Source organism: Pseudomonas sp. P4795, from assembly GCF_048822895.1.
Taxonomy (GTDB): Bacteria; Pseudomonadota; Gammaproteobacteria; order Pseudomonadales; family Pseudomonadaceae; genus Aquipseudomonas.
In genome coordinates, this window is sequence record NZ_JBMFBT010000014.1 from 1 (window position 1) to 20,936 (window position 20,936).

Here is a 20,936-nt window from a genome sequence, read left to right on the forward strand (position 1 = left end):
ATACCAGCCGCTCGCAACCGGCAGTTTCCGTACTAAAGCAGTCAACCGTCGATCAATCTCGCGGATTCTGGCCAGCCAAATATCCAATGCTCGTGAGAAAAACTCTGATATCGCGATTACACCGCAGATGAACGACCCGGCAAGCCGATGGTGCAGTCGCCACGAGTTGCTGCATCTTCACCCGCGCTGATTTTTTTGTCCGCCACATGAATCTAAAAAACTCTGGCAGATTCGCCAGCAGTTCGGGGCAGTTCTCCGGCAAATCAGGCCGAGACCGGCCGCGCTGGAGCAACGTTCTGAGCAGCACGCGCCAGAATCGAAGCGTCGCCGAACGATCAATCCGTATCAAAAGATCTGCGCGGTCCATCCGATTGTCCCAAGTGGCTGAATGGCCACCTTCGAATATCCAGCGATCACAGGTCTCGACCTCGTGGCAAAGGCGCGTCTTCTCGTCCCAGCTCCGTTCGACCCACCCTGGCTGCCAGTGGATAGTGTCTATATGAACGACTGGCAAGCCCGTGCGCAGCCCAAGCTCACGCGCCAAGGTGCTTTTGCCCGACCCAGGCTGACCAACAATCATCACCCGTTGCATCGAAGCACCTTCTCGATATGCACGCTGTTTTTTGGGGTGGCGATTTTACGTCAGCGCCCGACTTCGTCAACAACAAGCAGACATCTTGTGGAAGAAGGGGACGGATTCGTTATCCAGCTAAAATAAATCTGTCTACTTTTCTGCGTTTCTTCCCCAGGGGCCTAGAGGCCTGAAGGTTTTGCACTTAAGTCACCGACCATGCCATGGCACACCGACTTTGCGGAGCGAATCCGTGCTTGTACTCCTCGCGCAATATCCCCGCGAGCCTCTGGTCCAAGTCTGTGGTGGCTCTAATCTGAAATCCTGTGCGGGAGTAAAACGGTGCGTTCCATGGCACGTTTTTGAATGTCGTAAGCGTCACGAAACCCAGTCTGTTTGAGCGTGCATAATCCTTCGCTGCCTCGATCAGACGCCGCCCTGTACCTTGTCCTTGCATCGATTGCATAACAGATAATTCGTAGATGTGAAGATCACTGCCGTGGCGCTCAGCACTGAGAAATCCTTGTGGCCGATTTTCGGCATCAAGTGCAACCCAACAGGTCGATAGCGCAATTAGTTGGCTATGACGCTCTATGGACATCGGAGGCGATTCAGCCAGCCAACTCAACTCATCAATCATGCGAAATGCTTGAGCAGCGGAGGTTTCAATGGCGGGCAGGAGTTGGGCATCTTCCGGTAGAGCAAGGCGGATAATTGCAGGCATGTGTCGCCTTTGGTGATGTGAGTTTTCCTCGGCACAGCGCGGATCCTGTTTGGGGCGATTCATTGACTCGCTCCGGCGCTCTGGCGACGGAAGAACAACGTTACCTGGCCGACCTCTACTCCGAACTTGGACATACTGGTGCGGTTGATCAAGGTGTCTTCGTCCATCAAGTACATCCAGTCGTCCATGCTCATTTCGTAGGTCGAGTCGTCGACCGGCAGGTTCAGGCGATAACGCCAGTGCAACGTGTTGCCAGCGATCTGGCCCTTGGCGACACCCACTACATCGTCCGCGCGCCCGCTCCAGCGGCCTTGGCCCTCAGGCGTCAGAGTCCAGACACGGCGCTGGCGGGTGCCGTCGCTGTACAGGAAGCGCTCGTCGAGAATCAGGTTGCCGTCCTCACGACGGCTGACGATGTCGACCTCGAAACGCTTGGTTACCTCACCGTTGCTCTTCTGAAACATCCCCCAGGCTTTGACGGGCCGGCTAAAAAAATCCTCCAGACTCAATGCCGGTTTTTCATCCGCATAACGGGCGACATCCACGCTGCCGCAGCTCGCGACGCTGAGTACCAATGTCAGTAACAACAGAAATCGGGTCATTGCGTTACTCCCTGCGAAAAGTACGAAAAGGGGACTATTTCATATCGACGTGTTTGTGGCAGCCAGAAACATGCCGTAACAGCGTCCCACCTCGTTTTGGAAAAGGACACTCGGCAGGCCATTACCGACGTGGCAACCTGCTGTTCCTCTTCTCCGCGAGCCAACAGCGGCACTGTGCCGAGCCCCAGGCCCTGTTTGACGAACCCTGAAAGTTTTAAAGACCATTGGAGCGTCAATGTCAGCCAACACGCAAACACTCCCCATCAGCCTGAACCCGCAACTCGATTTCGACCAAAACGCCGCCAGCGTTTTCGGCGAGTCGCTGACCAGTGAATATAGCCAGGCGACCCCATTCCCGCACATCGTCATCGACAACTTCCTGCAGACAGACGTCATCGCCAGCATCCGCGAAAACTTCCCGGTTGAACCGACCAACAACGAAATGCTTTACGAGCGCGGCTACAAAGGCCAACTCAAGCGCCAGATCAGCCCGAACGAATGCAGCCCCTTCTTGAAGAGCGTGTTCAACACCTTCAACTCCGCGCCGATGCTGCAATTCCTGGAAAAGCTGACCGGCATTAACGGGCTGATCCCCGATCCCTATTTCACCGGTGGTGGCCTGCACGAAACGAGAAGTGGCGGTTTCCTCGGCGTACATTCGGACTTTCGCCTCAACAAAAAGCTCAACGTTGAGCGGCGGCTGAACGTGATCATTTACCTCACGGAGGATTGGCAGGAGGAGTACGGCGGGAACCTGGAGCTTTGGGATATAGGGATGAAGAAATGCCTGAAAAAGGTTTTACCGATCTATAACCGGTGCGTGATCTTCAACACGGACAAGGACAGCAATCACGGACATCCGGAGCCGTTGACTACGCCTGAGGGCATCACCCGGCGATCGATTGCGCTTTATTACTACACAGCGAGTACGCAAGCAGCAGATCCGTCGCAGCGCAATAAAACTCACTACAAGCCGCGACCGAAGGATCGGTGGAGTTTGAAGTATTACGTGAACAAGTTGCTTAAGAAGCGGTGAGGGAGCTACTTGCTCACTGATCACGATATGCAGGCTTGAGATGCGAAAATCTACGCCTTAACCCACCGCCCCCGACTCCACGCACTCAACATATCCACCCCCAAAACCAACACCAACATAGCCAAAATCACCGTACTAGCCTGCGCCTCCTGAAACAGACTCAAGCTCACATACAACATCTGCCCCAACCCACCCGCGCCAACAAACCCAAGTACGCTGGCCATCCGGATATTGTTCTCCCAGCGGTACAAACAATAAGCCAGCAACTGCGGCGCAAGGTTCGGCAGCGTGCCGTAGCAAAACGCCAGAACCGGATTGCCGCCTTGCAAACGAATCGCCTCTGCAGGTTCTGGCGGTGTGTTCTCCAGCGCTTCGGCGAACAGTCGGCCGAGTACGCCGGTGGTGTGCAGGGCGAGGGCGAGGGTGCCGGCGTTGGGGCCGAGGCCGGCGGCGAGGACCATGAGAGCGGCCCAGACCAGTTCGGGGATGGCGCGCAGGGCGTTGAGCAGCAGGCGTGAGGCGCTTTGCAGGGGCCAGCCGAAGCGGCCGGCGGCGGGGAGGGCGAGGGTGAGTCCGAGGATGGCGGCGAGCAGGGTGCCGAGGGCGGACATGGCCAGGGTTTCCATTGAGCCGCGCAGCACGGCTGTCAGGTATCCCGCGCTCAGATCGGGGCTGAGGAAGCGCTGCACGTAGCTGCCCATGTGTTTCAGGCTGTCGGCGCTGGCGAGTGCTTCGAGGTCGAGGCCGAGGTAGGCGAATGAGGCGATGACTGCGCCGAGGATGCCGGCGATCAGCAGCAGGTTGATCAGGCGCTTCATGCCAGCCTCCAGCGCAGCAGGCGGCTGAGTTGGTCGGCGCCGAGTACCAGCAGCAGGAAGGTCAGCAACATGCTTGCGACTTCACCGCCGGCGAACATGCGGATCGATAGGTCGATCTGTTGTCCCAAGCCTCCGGCGCCGACGAAGCCCATTACGACTGACGCGCGAATCGCGCATTCCCAGCGATACACCGTGTACGAGAGCAATTCCGCCGCGACATTGGGCAGAACGCCGTAGGCGAAACTCGCCAGCCGTCCGCTGCCGGCCTGCAACAAGGCGTGGGCCGGGCGTTGGTCGGTGGATTCATAGATTTCGGCGTAGACCTTGCCGAGCATGCCGCTGTAGGTGATGGCGATGGCCAGCACGCCCGCCGCCGGGCCGAGGCCGACGGCGCGCACGAACAGCAGCGCCCAGACGATTTCCGGCACGCTGCGCAGGAAGATCAGCAAGCCGCGCACCGGCCAGCGCAGCAGTCGGCCGAGACGGCTAGGTCGGCCGCTACGCGAAGCCGCAGACAGCGACAGCGCGCGGCTGGCGAGCAGGCTGGCCGGCACCGCCAAAAGCAGCGCCAAAGCCATGCCGGCCGTGGCGATGGCCAGGGTTTGCAGGGTGGCTTTCAGGAGTAATTGCAGAAAATCCCGATCATGCGCGGGCGGCCAGAATGCCGAGACAAAGCGGCCCATTTCATTTTGGCTGTCGGCATTAAACAGCACGCCCAAATCCAGCTCACTGAGCTGAATTCCCGGCCACAGCAACGCAACCGCCAGCAAGGTCAGCAACAAGCGGGGCCAAGCAGCGGGATCGCGTGAATCAGCACTCAGCATCGAGGAATCTGCACAGTCAGAGACGCGGCAGGGGTCACCGGCGATTGCAGTTGCTCGTTGGCGTACAACGCATCGAGCATTTCGCGGCTGACTTCTGCAGAAGGGCTATCAAACAGGATCTGCCCATCGCGCAAACCGATGATGCGCGGGAAGTGCGCCAGCGCCAGTTCCACCGCATGCAGGCTGGCTACCAGCGTGACGTTATGTTCGCGCGCGTGCCGCGAAAGGATCGACAGCGTGTGCCCGGCCAGCACCGGATCCATCGCCGAAACCGGCTCATCGGCCAGCAAGATTTCCGGCGCCTGATACAGCACTCGCGCAATGCCGACGCGCTGCAATTGCCCGCCGGACAGTTGCTGGCATTGCGCAAAGAGTTTGTCGCCCAGATCGAGTCGCGCCAGCGCGGCGCGGGCGCCGGGCACATCCAGAGGATGCAGCAGATTAAGCAGACTTTTGCCGAGGCTCCATTGCCCGAGTTTGCCGGCCAGCACCGCTGTCACTACCCGTTGCCGTGGCGGCAGCGGCGGTGCCTGATGCACCAGACCGATACGTGCGCGCAGGCGTTGCCGTTGACGGGCAGACAGGCGCCAAGCCCGTTGGCCCAGCACTTCGATTTCGCCGCTGCTTGGTCGCACTGCGGTGGCCAGCAAGTTGAGCAGGCTCGATTTGCCAGCGCCGGACGGGCCGATGATCGCCACTTGCTCGCCCGCACCAATCTGCAAATCCACACCACGCAAGGCTTCGACCCCATTGGCGTGGCGCAGAAACCCTTGCTCGAGGCGTAGCGTCATTTCAACAGGTCGGCAGCGCGGGCGGCTTCCTCGATGCCTTTGTAGTTGCTCGGGCTGGTTTCGATGAAACGGCTGGCGGCTTGCAGATCGAGGATCTTCTTCTGCTCAGGATTGGCCGGGTCGAGGTCGAGGAAGGCTTGCTTGATCTTCGCCGCCAGCGCCGGGTCGAGGGTGCCGCGCACGGTCCAGTTGTAATCGAAGTAGGTCGGGGTGGTGGCGAAGACTTTGACCTTGTTGGTGTCGACCTTGCCGGCGTCCACCAGTTTTTGCCAGACGCTGGCGTTGAGCACACCTGCATCGACTTTGCCGGCCTGCACCCAGGCGACGGTGGCGTCGTGCGCGCCGGAGTAGCCGACGCGGCTGAAATACGATTCTGGCTTGATGCCGTCCTTGAGCATGAAGTAGCGCGGCATCAGGCTGCCGGAAGTCGATGACACCGAGCCGAATGCAAAGGTCTTGCCCTTCAGATCGGCGAGGCTTTTGACGTTCGGGTCGGCGCTGATGAATTTGCTGGTGAACTGCGCATCTTGCTCACGCTGCACCAATGGAATGACTTTCGGATCGCTTTTCAGCTGCGCCTGAACGAAGGTAAAGCCGCCGAGCCAGGCCATGTCGAGACGATTGGTGGCCAAGGCTTCGACCACTGCCGGATAGTCGGCGACCGGCACAAACTCGACTTTCATGCCCAGCTTCTGCTCCAGATAGGCGCCCAACGGCTCGAATTTGCGCAGCAGTTCGGTCGGTGCTTCGTCGGGAATGGCGCTGACTTTCAAAACGTCGGCGGCTTGCGCCAGCACGGCGGATAAGGACAGGGCCAGGCCTGCGGTCAGTGCCAGGGTGCGCTTGAGCATGAATATTCTCCGTTTCATAAGCGTCGAGATGGATGCGCCGCGATTGCAAATCACAGCGGCGGCAAAGTCAGGTTAGACGAAGCGGGCGAGAGTATACGTCTTGAGGTGGTTTCACCGAGGTGGCTTTGTCACGGTTTATTGCGTGGCTTCAGGTTGACGGTTGCGGCTCGCCAAGCTCATCCGGCGCATCCTGCCAGATCAATCGGGGATCAAAACTCATCGCCGCGAGCATGGTGAACACCACCACCAAGCCAAAAAACAGAATGCCCACGCGCGGCTCGATGTCACCCAGCGCCTGAAACTTTACCAGCGCCGCCACCAGTGCTACCACGATCACATCGAGCATCGACCAATAGCCGATCAGCTCGACGAAGCGGAACATCTTCGAGCGCTCGCGCCGTGCCCAGTTGCTGTTGCGCTGCACGGTCACCAGCAACAGCGTCAGCGCCACAAACTTGATGCCCGGCACCGCAATACTGGCGATGAAAATGATCAGCGCGATGTCCCACGCGCCGTGCTGCCAGAACTCGATCACGCCGCTCATGATCGTGCTGTCGGCGCCGTTGCCGAGCATCACGGTGTTCATCACCGGCAGCAGATTGGCCGGCACATAAAACGCCAGCGCCGTGAACATGTAAGCCCAGGTTCTGGCCAGTGAATTGGTTTTGTAACGATGCAAATCAGCGTCGCAGCGCGGGCACTGCTGCGGTTCTCCGGTCATGTCGCAGGCGAGTCCGCAGCTGTGGCACAGGCATAGATTGAGTTCGGGGGCGGTTGGTGGCCGGCTCATACAATCTCCCACAGGTCGCGCACATCGCGCCCGGCAATGCGGATCAGCAACAGACTGAGCGCCGCCAGCGCGAACAAGCCGATGCCTGGCAATACGTCGAGCATCCCGGCCAATTTGAACACTGCGACCATCGCGCCGAGCAGGCACACTTCGAGCATGCTCCACGGGCGCAGCGTCTCCAGCCAGCGCATGCAGGTCTTGAATCCCGGCGAGCGCTGTGAGGCGAGGGCGAAGCCCAGCACCCAGGTCAGCAGCACCAGTTGAAAGGCCGGGGCGATAATGATGGAAATCGCCGCGACCATCGCGATAAAGGTGATCGGCCCCTGACTCAGCGCCAGCACCGAATCCCACAACGTCGCGCTGTTCTTGATGCCTTGCAGGCTGATGCTCATCACCGGGTAGAAATTGGCGAACAGCCACAACATGCTCGCGGTGAAGGTCAACGCCAGCCGCTGTTGCACCGTCAGACCGCTGTAGCGCTGGAGCACGCCGCCGCAACGCACGCATATAGTCTTCTGATGTTTGGCGAGTGGGACTTTTTCGTACACGCAGTCGCAGTGCTCGCAGATGATCAATTGATCAGTCGTGGCCATGGGGCGCTCGAAGGTGAAGGGCAAAGGCTGCCTTCAATATAGAAGCGCTGCGGCATTCGGCAACCCGCGCGTGCCTTTGGTCTGCCGGATGGCCGCTTTATCGGCAAGCCGCAGCCGGGTGATTCAAACCGGCTGTGTTGCAGCTTCTGCGGCGATGGCGGCCAGTACGCTCGGTCGGGCGCCGATTCTCTTCATGTACAGCGCCAGCGCTGGCCAGTCGTTGATCTCGATATTGAAGGCCGGCAACCAAGTGAGGACGGTGAAAAGATAAGCGTCGGCCACACTGAAGCTTTCCATCAGGTACGCCTGAGTGCTGAGAATTCGATTGAGATAATCCAGGCGCTTGAACAGTTTCTGCTGAAAAATTTTCCTGGTTGCTTCCGGCAGATCAGTGCTGAACAACGGCGCGCAGCCGCCATGAATTTCCGAGCTGATGAAATTCAGATGCTCCTGCAACCGCGAGCGCGCCCAGGTACCAGCGGTCGGCGCCAAAGCTCGGCTGGGCATAAGGTCGGCAAGGAACTGCAAAATCGCCGGGCCTTCGGTCAGCACTTGGCCATTCTCCAATTCCAGCGCCGCCACGTAGCCCTTCGGATTGATCTGGCGAAAATCGCGGCCGTCGGCAGTGCGCTTGGTCTGGTTGTTGACCCTTATCAGTTCAAACGGCAAGCCAAGTTCACGCAGGACAATGTGCGGCGACAGCGAGCAGGTCATGGGCGCGAAGTACAGTTTCATGAGATTTCCTTTGTAAGTTGTCGAGCAGCATCCACCAACGCTGCGGCGCTTCGCAAAGGACATCTAGAGTGCTAGCGTATGACAAAATCTCATGGATCGAAGCCTGTATATGCTCACCCGACTACCCTCACTCAATGGATTACGCGCGTTCGAATGCGCCGGCCGACACATGAGCTTTACCAAGGCCGGCGAAGAGCTGAACGTCACGCAAACTGCGATCAGCCACCAGATTCGGCGACTGGAAGATGAGCTCGGCGTGCGCCTGTTCATGCGTTTGAAGGACGGGCTGGCGCTGACCGATGAGGGCCAGGTTTATCTGCCCGGTGTGCGCGCGGCGTTCCATGAATTGCGCCATGCCACCGAGCAGTTGTTGGAATCGAGCAACACCAGTGTGTTGACCATCAGCACGCTGGTGTCGGTGGGGTCGAAGTGGCTGTTGCCGCGGTTGCCGTCATTTCGCGAGGCGCATCCGGAGATTGATGTGCGCATCAGCGCGTTCACCGAGCTCGCAGATTTCCGCAAGGGCGGCATTGACGCGGCGATTCGTTACGGCGACGGCAATTGGCCAGGGCTGCGCGCCGACTGGTTGATGTCCGACGAGATTTTCCCGGTGTGCAGCCCGCGCTTGCTCGCCGGGCCGAATGCGCTGCAAGCCCCGGCTGACCTGGCTAATCACACGCTGCTGCAAGTCAACGGTGTGACCGGCAATGACTGGAGCAATTGGCTAAGCGCTGCCGGTCAGCCGCATCTCGCGGCGAAGGATGCGCGTCTGACGTTCGATCTGGCGCTGATGGCGGTGCAAGCGGCGGTGGACGGGCAGGGCGTGTGCATTGGTCGTTCCACCTATGTGGAAGACGACTTGCGTGCGGGCCGGCTGGTGGTGCCGTTTGATCTGCGCTTGAAGTCAGACTCGGGGTTTTACCTGGTCGCGCCACATGCAACCGCCGATTCGAAGAAAATCGTTGCGTTCAGAAACTGGTTGAAAGGTTTGCCGCAGCGACCGTTTGTATGAGCGTGTATCAGCATCCGTGGCGGATACAAAACCACTGAGCAGCCGCGAAATTCCGACACATCACCCATACATGCCCGACTCAAAGTAGCGATCACCCCATCACTGCTTCAAGAGGGCAACACCATGCGCCGCACACTGTTTATGACCGCCGCTGCGATACTCGTTTCGCTGACCGCCATTGCACACGCAGCCGATACGCAACCGAAGAACTGGCAACAAGGCCTGAGCCGTACCGATCTCGTGCGCCAGGACTTGGGCGCGGCGGATCGCGAAGTGATTCAGGCGCGGGTCGACTTCGAACCGGGCGTGACTTCACCCAATCATGCGCATCCTGGCGTGGAAGTCGCTTACGTGATCAGCGGCACGTTCGAGTATCGTCTCGAAGGTCGGGCGCCGGTCACGCTGAAGGCCGGGGATTCGCTGTTCATCCCGGCCGGTGTGGCGCACATCGCCAAGAACGTCGGCAACGAGAAAGCATCGGAGCTGGCGACGTATATCGTCGAGAAAGGTCAGCCGTTGCTGATTCTCAAGCCGTAAACATTGGCCGCATCAACGAAAAAGGCCTGTTCGTGTGACAGGCCTTTTTCGTTGAGGGATTTTTGAGTTGCAGCGCACGGGACGAGCGGCAAGTCGATCGCCTTCAGATCGAGCGTTGATTGACCCGCGCAGTCAGTTGCTCGGCGCTTTCTTTGCGTTCGGAATAGCGATCCACCAGAAACTCCTGACGATCGCGCAGCAGTAACGTGAACTTCACCAGCTCTTCCATCACGTCGACCACCCGGTCGTAATAGGCTGAAGGCTTCATCCGGCCTGCGTCGTCGAACTCCATGAAAGCCTTGGGCACCGAGGACTGATTGGGGATGGTGAACATGCGCATCCAGCGGCCCAGCACCCGCAACTGATTGACCACGTTGAACGACTGCGAGCCGCCACACACCTGCATCACCGCCAGCGTCTTGCCCTGTGTCGGGCGAACGGCGCCGAGTTCCAGCGGTATCCAGTCGATCTGCGCCTTGAACACGCCGGACATCGCGCCATGGCGTTCCGGCGAACACCAGACCTGACCTTCCGACCACAGCACCAGCTCGCGCAGTTCCTGCACTTTCGGATGCGTATTCGGGGCGTCATCCGGTAGCGGCAGACCGGACGGATTGAAGATGCGCACTTCAGCGCCGAAGTGTTCCAGCAGGCGCGCCGCTTCTTCGACCAGCAGGCGGCTGAACGAGCGCTCACGAGTCGATCCGTACAGCAACAGCATGCGCGGTTTGTGCTCGCCAGGATTCGGCGTTCGTGGCTCTTCGAACAGGCTCAGATCGAGATTGGGCAGGTGCTCTGACATGAAAAGTGTTCCTTAAAGTGTGCCGATTCGGGCCAGCTCTAGCGAGAGTTGCTCGCGGCTTAGCGTATCGAAGGGAAGCGCGAGGAAGGCTGTGCAGCGCTGCTCGATACGCGCCAATGTGGCGCGGAAAGCCGCGTCGATTTGCGCTTCGTCACCGATCACGTCGGACGGATCTTCCAGCCCCCAATGGGCTTTCAGCGCCGGGCCGAAATAGACCGGGCAGGTTTCGCCCGCAGCCTTGTCGCAGACAGTGATCACCACATCTGGCGGATTGTCCGCGAAAGCGTCATTGCCCTTGCTGTGCAAACCGTCGATGGAGATACCCGCCTGCTGCAATGTGGTGAGGCTGCGCGGCAGGACTTGGCCCTTGGGGAAACTTCCTGCACTGACTGCCTCGAAACCGTGGGGTGCTAGGTGATTGAACATGGCTTCTGAAAGGATGCTGCGGCAACTGTTGGCCGTGCACATGAACAGGACTCGCATAAATGCTCCTCGCGCGTGAGCGCAGGTTAGGGATTCAGCAGCAGGCTGCGTCGCGGACAGGACGGCTGTCCATGTTTTGCAGGCGCGCAGCATTGCTCTTCAGCCATTCGGCATTGGCCTGCGCCGTTACTTGCAATATCTGCTGCACCCACTGCGGCAGCGCCGGGTTGAGGCGGTAATAAACCCATTGGCCCTGACGCCGATCCAGCAGCAGACCGCTGCTGCGCAGTTGCGCGAGGTGACGGCTGATCTTTGGCTGACTGTCGTCGAGGGCACACATTAGCTCGCACACGCACAGTTCACCCTGACTGGCGATCAGCAACGTGGCACGCACGCGGGTCTCGTCAGCCAGGCTTTTGAAGAGTTCGGGAGGGGTGATCATGTAGACGGCTCATTACATGTGGATGGCCGAATATACGGATATCCATATGTAATGAGCAAGCGCGAATTTGCTCGGCGGGTTTACAGCGCGTAAACGGGGCGGGGCGCTTGAGCCCCCCGCCCGAAACCTGTCTTCAGGGGTTTTTGATCAGGATCGAAAAATTCAACGCAGCCGCGACACACAGCCAGACAAGATAAGGAAACAGGATCAAACCGGTGATCACGTCCAGTTGCAACGCCAACACCACCATCGCCGCGACCACCAGCCAAAGCACGGCCAAAATCACCATCGCGGCGAAAATCTTGTGGGCGCCGAAGAACACCGGTGTCCACAGCGTATTCAGCGCAATCTGTGCGGCCCATAACGCCAGAACTGTCTGGCTGCCGGGGATCAAGCTCAACCGGTAACCGGCCCAAGCGAGCAGCAGGTAGATCGTCGTCCACGCGACCGGGAACAACCAATTGGGTGGCGTGAAGCTCGGTTTGGCCAGCGCTTCATACCAGTCGCCCGGTTTGAACATCACGCCGGTGGTTGCCGCAGCAGCGCAGGCCAGAAGGAAAATAAAGAAAGTCATCACCAGTCCTTAGCTGAAATCAGCTGTCCGCTTTTGAAAAGCCATGTCGGCAGTCTTAAAGACACAGACCGTTTCGCGAGCGGAAAAGTTTGGATCGAGGCGAGACTTGTTCTCGGCTATCAATGCAGGACTCTGCGGCTCTCGCCGATTCTGATGCGGTCAAGTGCGCGGTTCAAAGCATCCAGCGCATCGAGAAGGGCTTTGGCTTCGGCTTCGCGGCCATCCCCCCACAAGCGCTCGGCCATTTTGTTCAGCGCCTGGATCGAGCGCTCTATTTCGGCGGCGGTGGGGGGCTGGCTTTGCGGTGGCTTCTTCGGCATTTCGGTAACTCTCGGGCTGATGCCGCAAGCTTACAACGCGAACTGCCTGGTGCGAGCGCGTCCCTGCGCTGAAGCTGTTTAGAAGCTGTACTTGGCAGTCAGCATCATGTTACGCGGGGAGCCATAACTGTCGCCGCCGTAATCCGCCGTGGTGGCAATCGACGAGTAGTAGCTGCGGTCGAAAATGTTATTGGCGTTCAGTTGCAGATCCAGGTGCTGGTTGACGCGGTAGCCGGCCATCAGATCGGTAACCGCGTAGGCGCCTTGTTTGAGACGGTAGCTGCTGCCATCAGCCAGTTCGATGTCGTTGTACATGCGGCTCTGCCACAAGATGTTGCCGCCCACGCGCAGTTTTTCCAGTGGGCCCTGAAGGTGGTAGGTGGTGGTCAGTTTGAACAGGTGCTCCGGGGTATCGGTGTCGAACTGTTTGTTGATCTTCTGCGGATTTTCCTGGTCCTTGATGGTGTGCGTGCGGGCGTAGGTGTAGCCAGCGCCGACCTGCCAATTGTCGGTGAGCGCGCCTTGCAGTTCGAAGTCGATACCCTGGCTGCGGATCTCGCCGGAGCCTTCATAGCAGGCAGACTGCGGGCAATTTGGCACGAACACTTGCACCGCGCGGTTTTCCTGATCTACGCGGAACACGGCGAAACTGGCATTCAGCGCGCCGTCAAAATACTCGCCCTTGATGCCGACTTCGTAGTTTTTGCCGGCAATCGGTTTGACCGGTGTGCCCGAAGTGTCCTTGTTGCTCTGTGGAGTAAAGATGTCGCTGTAGCTGGTGTAGAGCGAGTGATGCTCGTCCAGTTCGTAGATCAGACCGGCGTAGCGCGTGACGTTGCGCGTGACTTTGTAATCGCCGTCGCCATCACGGTTGTCGTAGTCATACCAGTCCAGACGCCCGCCGAGAATCAGTTTGAGCGGATCGGCCAGGCTCAGGCGGGTGGTCATATACACGCCATCCTGAGTGGTAACTTCGCGCGTGTTGTCGGTGTGGGTGAAGTTCGGCTTGCCGGCGTTGATCGGCCAGTTGGTGTCGTATGGGTCGTAGTTGTGGGTGGTCATGTCGTAGATGCGCTTGCTTGCGCCGACCACCAGTTCATGGCTACGCCCGAATGCTTCGAACGGACCGCTGAAGAACGCGTCCAGACCCGCCTGATTTTCATCGTGGGCCGACTGGTACACAGTGCGTGCCAGCGTGTTGTTGACCCAGCGCGACTGGTACGAACCGGAGAACAGCGCGTTCTGTTCGGAGTAATTTGCGTTGACCTGCAGCTTCCAGTCATTGGCCAGTTGTTGGCGGACCTCGGCGAACAGCGTGTTGATCTCCTGATCCTTGTTCTCCCACTTAGTCCCCGGGTTGTACGAACGCGGCAGGTCGAGGTGATGGCCGTCCTGGCCGATCATCGATGAGCCCCAGAAGTAGTTGGTCTTGTCTTTCTGGTGCGAGAAACCCAGGGTCAGCGTGGTGTCTTCGCTCAGGTCGGCTTCAGTGATGGCGTAGAACAGATCGTGTTGTTCCTCGACGTCATCGATGAAGCTGTTGGTGTCCTGATAAGACGTGACTACTCGACCGCGCAGGGTGCCGCTGTCATTCAGCGGGCTGGAAGCGTCGATTTCGCCGCGATAGTTGTCCCAGGTCCCGGCTGCGCCCGTCAGGGTGACTTTCTGCTCGGCCAGTGGGCGTTTGCGCACCATGTTGATCGCCGCCGAAGGGTTGCCCGCGCCAGTCACCAGGCCGGTGGCCCCGCGCACAACTTCTACCCGATCAAACATCGCCAGATTCGGCTGGGCGCCCACGGTTACCCCGTTGTAGCCGCTGGGAATGCCGTCGTACATGATGTTGTCGATGTCGAAACCGCGCGCGGTGTACGACTGGCGACCGGGACCGCTGGAGAAATTCAGGAACAGCCCCGGCGTGTATTTGACCACGTCGTTGATGCTGGTCATCGCCTGATCGTCCATGCGCTGGCGGGTAATGACCGTCACGGCTTGCGGTGTTTCACGCAGGGTCAGCGGCAACTTGGTCGCGGTGGCCATGGTGCCGGTGGTGTAGGAATTGGAGCCTTCGGTGGTGCTGCCCAATTGATTCGAGGTGATTGCGGTCGCGCCGAGTTCGAGGACGGCTGGCGGGGCGCTGTCCTGGACCGAACTGCCTTCTTCGGCCAGTGCCGGAGTGATGATCGCCATGCAGACGGCCATGGAAAGGAGATTGCGTGACGGATTGAAACGGTAATGCGAGGCGGGGCGCGACATGATTACTTCCTGACTTCTAACTAAGAGTAATGGAGCTGTTGCGAATCATTACCATTAATTGTGTCAGGGTTTTTTACAGTGACAAAGGCATTCGTGAAAAAAATGTGAACTGGAAGCGGGAACTGGCGCTTTCGCCTGATGAACTCAAGCGAAAGCTTTGAGGGTATTTACGTCGGTGGAGCGCCTACGCCTGATCCAGCGTCTCCGCCACGCCTTGCTCCTCACCCAGAAAACCACCGCTTTGATGCTGCCACAGCCGCGCGTAGGTGCCGTTCTTCGCCAGCAATTCAGCGTGGGTGCCTTGTTCGATGATGCAGCCCTCATCCATGACAATCAGCCGATCCATGGCCGCGATGGTCGACAGCCGATGGGCGATGGCGATGACGGTCTTGCCCTGCATCATTTCATCGAGGCTTTCCTGAATCGCCACTTCGACCTCGGAATCCAGCGCGCTGGTGGCCTCATCGAGCAACAGGATCGGCGCGTTCTTGAGCATCACTCGCGCGATGGCGATCCGTTGGCGCTGGCCACCGGAAAGCTTGATGCCGCGCTCGCCAACAAGCGTGTCATAGCCGGTATGGCCATTCTGGTCGCTCAGTTGCTCGATGAAACCGGCGGCCTGCGCATTGGCCGCAGCGGCACGCACCTGGGCGTCGGTTGCATCCGGACGACCATAGGCGATGTTGTCGCGAATGGACCGGTGCAGCAGCGACGTGTCCTGAGTGACCATGCCGATAGTGCTGCGCAGGCTGTCTTGAGTCACTTGCGCGATGTTCTGCCCGTCGATACGAATCTCACCGCTGTTTACGTCATAGAAACGCAGCAGCAAATTGATCAGCGTGGATTTACCGGCACCGGAGCGGCCGACCAGACCGATTTTTTCACCCGCACGGATATTCAGGTTGAGGCCGTCGAGTACCTGGCGTTCACCGTTGTAGTTGAAGCTCACATTGTCGAAAGTCACCGCGCCGCCCGCGGGCACCAGCACGCCGGCGTTCGGCGCATCCTGCACCTTCGGGCCGCGGGTCAGGGTGGCCATGCCATCCTGTACGGTGCCGATGTTTTCGAACAGTGACGTCATCTGCCACATGATCCAGTGCGACATGCCGTTGATGCGCAGCGCCATGGCAGTAATCGCCGCCACCGCTCCGGTGCCGACTTCGCCCTGATGCCACAGCCACAACGCGTAGCCGCCGGCGCCCATGATCAACGCGACCACCAGCGCCTGATTGACGATCTCGAACTGACTGACCAGACGCATCTGCTTGAAACCGGTCTGTTTGAAATCCTCCATCGCCGCGCGCGCAAAGTGCGCCTCACGTTTGGAGTGCGAGAACAGTTTCACAGTGGTGATGTTGGTATAGGCGTCGGAAATACGCCCGGTCATCGACGATCGCGCGTGCGCCTGTTCTTGGCCGACTTTGCCCAGGCGAGGCACGAAATACAGCATGGCCAGCCCGAACAAGACGATCCAGCCAAGAAACGGCAGCATCAGTTTCAGGTCAAAGGCGCCGGCCAGCGCGATGATCGCAATGAAGTAAACGCCGATGCCCGGGGCGATTTCGATCAGGGTGAAGAGCACTTCGCGCACCGACAGTGCGGTCTGCATCACTTTGGTCGTCACCCGGCCGGAGAACTCATCCGAGAAAAACGAAAGGCTTTGCCGCAGCATCAGCCGATGGAAATCCCAGCGCAGCCGCAGCGGCAGATTGATCGCAAGAATCTGGTGCTGAACCATGGTGCGCAGCGCCACCAGCCCGATGCTGGTCAGCAACACAATGCCGATGCCCCACAGTACTCGACGTTCTTCCTGCCCGTTGATATCGCCGCCGGCCTTCCAGGTCGAGAGCAGATCCACCACTTGCCCGAGGAAGGAAAACAGCCAGGCTTCGTAGATCGACACACTGGCACTCAACAGCGCCAGCAGCAGCACATAACCGCGCGCACCGCGTGTGCAGGCCCACAGAAAGCGCATCAGGCCGTCGGGCGGTGGCGGCGTTTCGTCGGGGGGGAATGGGTCGAGTCTTCGTTCAAACACGCGAAGCATTGTGGTCTCCGTAATGGTCAGGTTGAGGGGATTCTGCCATTGAACGAAGACATCTCGAAGAAATTGCGTGTAGCCAGCCCCGCTCCATGCCTCCGGGGTCTATCTGATCGCCCCCGGAGTCAGCACTACTGCATGCAGGTCAGCGCGACTCGCTCATAGTTAAGTGCCTCATCGCGCGGAGGCAGCGAGTAGGTCGCCTGACATTGCTTGCCGGCCCATTTAATCGTCAGCGTTGCACTCTGGTCTTGCACCAGGGCCAGAGCTTTGCCGGAAGGGTCGGTAATTGCGATCTGTTTCCCCGCCGCATCCTCCAGCGCTGCACCAAATGGCAAGCGATTGTGCGCGGTGTCGAACAGCTCGAATTGTACCCGGCGCCCGGTCTGCGAAAGGTAGCGCACCAGAACCGCTGCGCCACGGCGCGGTACGACTTGTTGGGTGGCGTTTTCGATCTCGACATTGGCGCCCAGGTCGCGGGTGTCCAGGCTGATCCAGTTGACCCGGTAGGGTTGCGTGTTGGGGATCACGGCAAAACCGTTGCGGCCGGTTTCGGTGCCGCTGTAACTGCCGATCTTGACGCCAGCCGGTACGTCCGGCACTTCGGCCAGGGCGAAGGTTTCGCCGAGGGTCTGGCCCAGGTTGATACCGCCGGCATGCGCGACGACCGAACCCGCCAGGCTGAGGTTTTGCGAGGTGTAGCCGCTTCCCTGGCTGTAGCCGGCGTTGACGTCGACAAACGAATTACGCGTGCTGATGCTCGCCGATCCCGAATTGCCGCTGTTGCTGTTGTTGCCCGCTTGAACCGAGTAATAGGTGTCGCTGTTCTCCGACAGGTAGCCATTCACGCCCAATTGGGTGTTGTCGCCGGATTTCTGGCTGGTGGTCGAGAGGAATGCGCGCGGTGCGCGAGGCGTCGAGCCCAGCGGGAATGACAGCGAAAGGCTTAGCTGAGTGTCGTTGTTCGACGGCCCGGAATTACCGACATCTTTGGTGTGCATCACGCCGAGGTTGTAAGTCATATCGCGCCAGTTGTTGCTGTAACCGGCGGACAGACTTTGCGATCCGCCACGCCCCCAATAGCGCTGGTCGGTGGCATTGAGGTACACGTTGCCGAATCGCTGGTCGCGGCCAAGGCTCTGGCTCACGGTCAGGTCGGTACGCGTCTTCGAGTTGCCGCGCCGTTGCTCTGTGGCACTTTCATCTTCAATGTGATCGGTCAACGTCCGGTAACCCTCGGTGGAGTAGCGGTAGGCGGCGAGGGTGAAGTTGGTGTCGGTGCCGGTGAACGTTTTTGCGTAGAGCATCCGCAGGCTGTTGCCCTGGGTGGTCTGGCCACGTGCCTGGCTGGAAGAGTGGGTGACATCGAACGACACCGCGCCGAACGAGGTGTTACGGCCCATGCCCAGCGACATCGCATTGAAGTTGTCGCTGGTCTGCACGCCGAGAATACCGGTCATGTTGCTGCTCATGCCGTAGGCCAGGGTGCTGCTGATAAATTGCGGCGAGGCCAGCCCCTCGCTGTTGCTTTTGTACTTGCCGGCCGAAACGCTGTAATTGATCTGGCCCTGACGCACCATGATCGGCAGGCTGGAAAACGCCTGTACGGTTTCGCGCCGACGGCCATCGGCCTCGATGATTGTCACCTGCAGATCACCGTTGGAGCCGCTGGGATAAATATCGTTGATCTCGAACGGGCCGGGCGGCACGTAGGTGGTGTAAAGGATGTAATCGTTCTGCCGAATCTCGACCGTCGCATTGCTCTCGGCCACGCCACGAATCACCGGCGCATAGCCGCGCTCGCTGTCGGCGCGCATGCCTTCATCGGAGCTCAACTTGAGGCCGCGATAACGCACGCTGTCGAACAGTTGCGAGTCGGAGAAAATATCGCCGGCGCTGAACTGACTCTTCAACGCGGTCACGTCATGCTGCAGATAAGTGCGGTTGCTGTGGAAGGTATTGGGCTGGCCGGTGCGGCTGCTGAAGTTCGATTCATTACGAAGGCGCCAGGCGCCCAGGTTGACGCCGTTACGCAGCCCGAGATTGTTCGAAATCGTCGTGCCGTTGTCGGTGTTTCTGCGGTTGCTGCTTAACTGATAGTTGATGAACGCGGCAGACACGCCGGCATCCCACAGCGCAGGATCCACGTAACCGCGCATCCCGCGTTGCATGGCAACCTGCGGCACGCTGATCGACAGTCGCAGCCGCGCAGGGTCGTAATTGACCTTGGCCTGATCGATCAGGCTCGGCAGGTCGTAACAGGCCTCAGGCACGCCGGGTTGCAACTGGCCGGCTGCTTCCAGTCGGCTCAGATTGATGCCCAGTTGTTGCAACATATCCAGGGTCAGACAGGCTTCAACCCGGCCGTTTTTTTCAACGCGACGAAAATCGATATCGCGGCGACCGACCAAGACTTCGTTGCTGTAAACGTCAACTCGGTAATTGCCGGGTAATACGCGGTTGGCCGACAACAACAAATCCAGGTCGACAGACGACCCGACGCCCTGCAGGAACGAGGTGTTGAATTGGTTATCTTGTCCCTGGTTCGTTAGAACGACCGACTCGCTTGCATTCGCAAGTTGGGGCACGCCAACGATTATCGCCAGATACAGCGCGTTTAATCCCGGATTGATTGCAAGGCAATGTGGAGGATTAAAGTTGAAAATGCCGCGTGGGAATAAATACATGCCCAGCCCTATATTGCTACAGAGGACAAAAAGATTAATTAGTTATTAGAATCAGGTAGTGTCGCGACGCGCGAGTTACTCTTCGCCAGTTGATTGCGCTGGTTTGGCGCTGATTGCGCTATCGTGATTGAGCATCGCCGTGTAGCGATCTTGCGCACCGTAGTCGTTGATGCTGGAGAAGTTCAACAATGAATAGTGCGAAGCGCTTGCAAGTTTAAGTTTTAGGGTTTTGCTTTGACCCGGCGCAATCATCATTGAGTCGACCAGAAGTTCATTTGTGGAACCTGAGCGAACAGTCACGTCTGACATGGACACGTGATAGAGGCCTGGATTGCTGATCGTCAATGTCGCGTGACGTCCTTGCTCATGTATTTGCCACCGCAGTTGTGTCGGAGCGAGATAAGCTTTCGCTGCAAGGCCGGCAGGCCGGAAAAACACTTTGATACGCTGGCGTACAGCCAACTGCAGGGTGTTTTCCTTCTTGGCTGTTTGCGGGATTTCCTGCACGTTGAGCCATACCACTGATTCTCTGTCGGTGGGCATGCCCGTGCCTTCATAAATCACCCGCAGCAGTTGCTGCTCCCTGGACTGGATTCTTGCCAGCGGCGGGGTCACGGCGAAAGGCACAGCGTCGCCGGCGTCGTTATCAATCCATGACTGAATCAACAGGTCGTCGCCATTGTTGCTGACTTTGATGCTGGCTTCCTTGTGTTCACCATCGAACACCAGTCGGGTCGCGCTTAATGAGATCCCGGCACCCGCTTGCGGCGTGATCAACGCGCAGTGCAAGCCCAGACATACGCAAAGGAAATGACGAATTAACATGGGTAAACCGCCTGATATTCAAAAAAGGCGGGACGATCACGTCCCGCACAATGTCAGCCCGGAGCCTCGATTACTCGTATTGCAGAGTAAACGGCAGGGTGGCGTCGCCACGGCCGGCCACAGCCGTTTTAGGATCGGCAGTGGTCACGTAAGCGGCAGAGAATTTCAGCGTGGTGTCGCCATCCTGCAGGTTGTTTTCAATTCTGGCGGCGGTCGGGGAGCTCAGGTCGATCAGCTCGCCCTGGGCGTCGAGCAAGGCGATACCGATGTTTTTCGCTGCACCTACACCCGGGATCAAATTAAGCACTTTAGTGCCGGGGAAAATGCCCGAACCACCGCTCTTGGTCGGTTCGAAGATCATCGCTACTTTTGTACCGGCGTTGCAGTTGATTTTCATATCAAAGTTTTCGACACTCAACTTGCCGCTGCCTTTCGGTGCAGCCGCGGTGCCCATGTCTTTGATGGAAACGTCGCCCATCGCTACCGAGATGGTTTTACCCGGGCCCGCGTCTTCGATCGAGCAGGCGTCATTATTGATAGTGCCTGTGAAGTTGATAGTGCCGCTGCCCGCTTTGGTCGGGGTTTCAGCGGCAAAAGATTGACCCGCCACAGCGAGCATGGAAAGTGTCAGCAGAGTCAGCGAAAGCTTTTTCATTTCGATATCCATCAGGTCGGAGATAAGTTG

General features: G+C 58.8%; 23 protein-coding genes. 3 read left to right on the top strand and 20 right to left on the bottom strand.

All coding sequences use genetic code 11. The features are described from left to right. Positions 1-52 precede the first annotated feature (52 nt). The 3 genes from ACOI8A_RS26740 to ACOI8A_RS26750 form a co-directional block, all read right to left on the bottom strand. Positions 53-592 carry an AAA family ATPase gene (locus tag ACOI8A_RS26740; RefSeq protein WP_420650934.1) on the bottom strand — a complete coding sequence of 180 codons (540 nt, stop codon included), beginning with the start codon at positions 590-592 and terminating at the stop codon, positions 53-55. A gap of 184 nt (positions 593-776) precedes the next feature. Next, on the bottom strand, positions 777-1,295 hold the full coding sequence (locus tag ACOI8A_RS26745; RefSeq protein WP_420650960.1) for a GNAT family N-acetyltransferase: 519 nt from the start codon (positions 1,293-1,295) through the stop codon (positions 777-779). A gap of 59 nt (positions 1,296-1,354) precedes the next feature. Beyond that, the gene (locus tag ACOI8A_RS26750; protein ID WP_420650935.1) at positions 1,355-1,897 is read right to left on the bottom strand and encodes a DUF3833 domain-containing protein; all 543 of its coding nucleotides are present in this window, start codon (positions 1,895-1,897) and stop codon (positions 1,355-1,357) included. A gap of 235 nt (positions 1,898-2,132) precedes the next feature. On the opposite strand from ACOI8A_RS26750, the gene ACOI8A_RS26755 reads away from it, so the two are divergent. Beyond that, positions 2,133-2,933 carry a 2OG-Fe(II) oxygenase gene (locus ACOI8A_RS26755; RefSeq protein ID WP_420650936.1) on the top strand — a complete coding sequence of 267 codons (801 nt, stop codon included), beginning with the start codon at positions 2,133-2,135 and terminating at the stop codon, positions 2,931-2,933. Between the two features lie 50 nt (positions 2,934-2,983). Here the strand turns inward: ACOI8A_RS26755 and phnE are convergent, their stop codons facing one another. The 7 genes from phnE to gstA all read right to left on the bottom strand — a co-directional run bounded on the left by phnE (position 2,984) and on the right by gstA (position 8,335). Beyond that, the gene (phnE, locus tag ACOI8A_RS26760) at positions 2,984-3,751 is read right to left on the bottom strand and encodes a phosphonate ABC transporter, permease protein PhnE (RefSeq protein WP_420650937.1); all 768 of its coding nucleotides are present in this window, start codon (positions 3,749-3,751) and stop codon (positions 2,984-2,986) included. Continuing rightward, positions 3,748-4,575, bottom strand: coding sequence for a PhnE/PtxC family ABC transporter permease (locus ACOI8A_RS26765; RefSeq protein WP_420650938.1), 828 nt, complete (start codon positions 4,573-4,575; stop codon positions 3,748-3,750). The genes phnE and ACOI8A_RS26765 overlap by 4 nt, the downstream gene beginning before the upstream one ends. Beyond that, positions 4,569-5,366, bottom strand: coding sequence for a phosphonate ABC transporter ATP-binding protein (locus ACOI8A_RS26770; RefSeq protein WP_420650939.1), 798 nt, complete (start codon positions 5,364-5,366; stop codon positions 4,569-4,571). Before ACOI8A_RS26770 ends, ACOI8A_RS26765 begins: the two co-directional genes overlap by 7 nt. Then, positions 5,363-6,235 carry a putative selenate ABC transporter substrate-binding protein gene (locus ACOI8A_RS26775; RefSeq protein ID WP_420650940.1) on the bottom strand — a complete coding sequence of 291 codons (873 nt, stop codon included), beginning with the start codon at positions 6,233-6,235 and terminating at the stop codon, positions 5,363-5,365. Before ACOI8A_RS26775 ends, ACOI8A_RS26770 begins: the two co-directional genes overlap by 4 nt. A 130-nt stretch (positions 6,236-6,365) precedes the next feature. After that, positions 6,366-7,007, bottom strand: coding sequence for a paraquat-inducible protein A (locus tag ACOI8A_RS26780; RefSeq protein ID WP_420650941.1), 642 nt, complete (start codon positions 7,005-7,007; stop codon positions 6,366-6,368). After that, entirely contained in the window at positions 7,004-7,600 is a 597-nt protein-coding gene (locus ACOI8A_RS26785) for a paraquat-inducible protein A (RefSeq protein WP_420650942.1), read from the bottom strand. Before ACOI8A_RS26785 ends, ACOI8A_RS26780 begins: the two co-directional genes overlap by 4 nt. A gap of 123 nt (positions 7,601-7,723) precedes the next feature. Then, entirely contained in the window at positions 7,724-8,335 is a 612-nt protein-coding gene (gstA, locus tag ACOI8A_RS26790) for a glutathione transferase GstA (RefSeq protein WP_420650943.1), read from the bottom strand. Between the two features lie 109 nt (positions 8,336-8,444). On the opposite strand from gstA, the gene ACOI8A_RS26795 reads away from it, so the two are divergent. Beyond that, positions 8,445-9,347 carry a transcriptional regulator GcvA gene (locus ACOI8A_RS26795; protein ID WP_420650944.1) on the top strand — a complete coding sequence of 301 codons (903 nt, stop codon included), beginning with the start codon at positions 8,445-8,447 and terminating at the stop codon, positions 9,345-9,347. 123 nt (positions 9,348-9,470) lie between these two features. Further along, positions 9,471-9,884 (top strand): cupin domain-containing protein, encoded by a 414-nt coding sequence (locus ACOI8A_RS26800; protein ID WP_420650945.1) that lies wholly within the window; start codon positions 9,471-9,473, stop codon positions 9,882-9,884. 103 nt (positions 9,885-9,987) lie between these two features. On the opposite strand, the gene arsH is transcribed toward ACOI8A_RS26800, so the two are convergent. The 10 genes from arsH to ACOI8A_RS26850 all read right to left on the bottom strand — a co-directional run bounded on the left by arsH (position 9,988) and on the right by ACOI8A_RS26850 (position 20,906). Then, the gene (gene arsH, locus ACOI8A_RS26805) at positions 9,988-10,686 is read right to left on the bottom strand and encodes an arsenical resistance protein ArsH (RefSeq protein ID WP_420650946.1); all 699 of its coding nucleotides are present in this window, start codon (positions 10,684-10,686) and stop codon (positions 9,988-9,990) included. 12 nt (positions 10,687-10,698) lie between these two features. Continuing rightward, positions 10,699-11,169 carry an arsenate reductase ArsC gene (locus tag ACOI8A_RS26810; RefSeq protein ID WP_420650947.1) on the bottom strand — a complete coding sequence of 157 codons (471 nt, stop codon included), beginning with the start codon at positions 11,167-11,169 and terminating at the stop codon, positions 10,699-10,701. A gap of 34 nt (positions 11,170-11,203) precedes the next feature. After that, positions 11,204-11,551 carry a metalloregulator ArsR/SmtB family transcription factor gene (locus ACOI8A_RS26815; protein WP_420650948.1) on the bottom strand — a complete coding sequence of 116 codons (348 nt, stop codon included), beginning with the start codon at positions 11,549-11,551 and terminating at the stop codon, positions 11,204-11,206. Between the two features lie 133 nt (positions 11,552-11,684). Then, complete coding sequence (tspO, locus tag ACOI8A_RS26820; protein ID WP_420650949.1) at positions 11,685-12,125, bottom strand: tryptophan-rich sensory protein TspO; 441 nt, start codon at positions 12,123-12,125, stop codon at positions 11,685-11,687. 119 nt (positions 12,126-12,244) lie between these two features. Continuing rightward, on the bottom strand, positions 12,245-12,445 hold the full coding sequence (locus ACOI8A_RS26825) for a hypothetical protein (RefSeq protein ID WP_420650950.1): 201 nt from the start codon (positions 12,443-12,445) through the stop codon (positions 12,245-12,247). 78 nt (positions 12,446-12,523) lie between these two features. Continuing rightward, entirely contained in the window at positions 12,524-14,698 is a 2,175-nt protein-coding gene (locus ACOI8A_RS26830) for a TonB-dependent siderophore receptor (protein ID WP_420650951.1), read from the bottom strand. Positions 14,699-14,882: 184 nt separating this feature from the next. Continuing rightward, the gene (locus ACOI8A_RS26835) at positions 14,883-16,745 is read right to left on the bottom strand and encodes an ABC transporter ATP-binding protein (protein WP_420650952.1); all 1,863 of its coding nucleotides are present in this window, start codon (positions 16,743-16,745) and stop codon (positions 14,883-14,885) included. Between the two features lie 125 nt (positions 16,746-16,870). Further along, complete coding sequence (locus tag ACOI8A_RS26840) at positions 16,871-19,426, bottom strand: fimbria/pilus outer membrane usher protein (RefSeq protein WP_420650953.1); 2,556 nt, start codon at positions 19,424-19,426, stop codon at positions 16,871-16,873. Between the two features lie 75 nt (positions 19,427-19,501). After that, the gene (locus tag ACOI8A_RS26845; protein ID WP_420650954.1) at positions 19,502-20,251 is read right to left on the bottom strand and encodes a molecular chaperone; all 750 of its coding nucleotides are present in this window, start codon (positions 20,249-20,251) and stop codon (positions 19,502-19,504) included. Positions 20,252-20,321: 70 nt separating this feature from the next. Beyond that, a complete protein-coding gene (locus tag ACOI8A_RS26850) occupies positions 20,322-20,906 on the bottom strand; it encodes a fimbrial protein (protein WP_420650955.1) in 585 nt (194 codons plus the stop codon). Positions 20,907-20,936 lie beyond the last annotated feature (30 nt).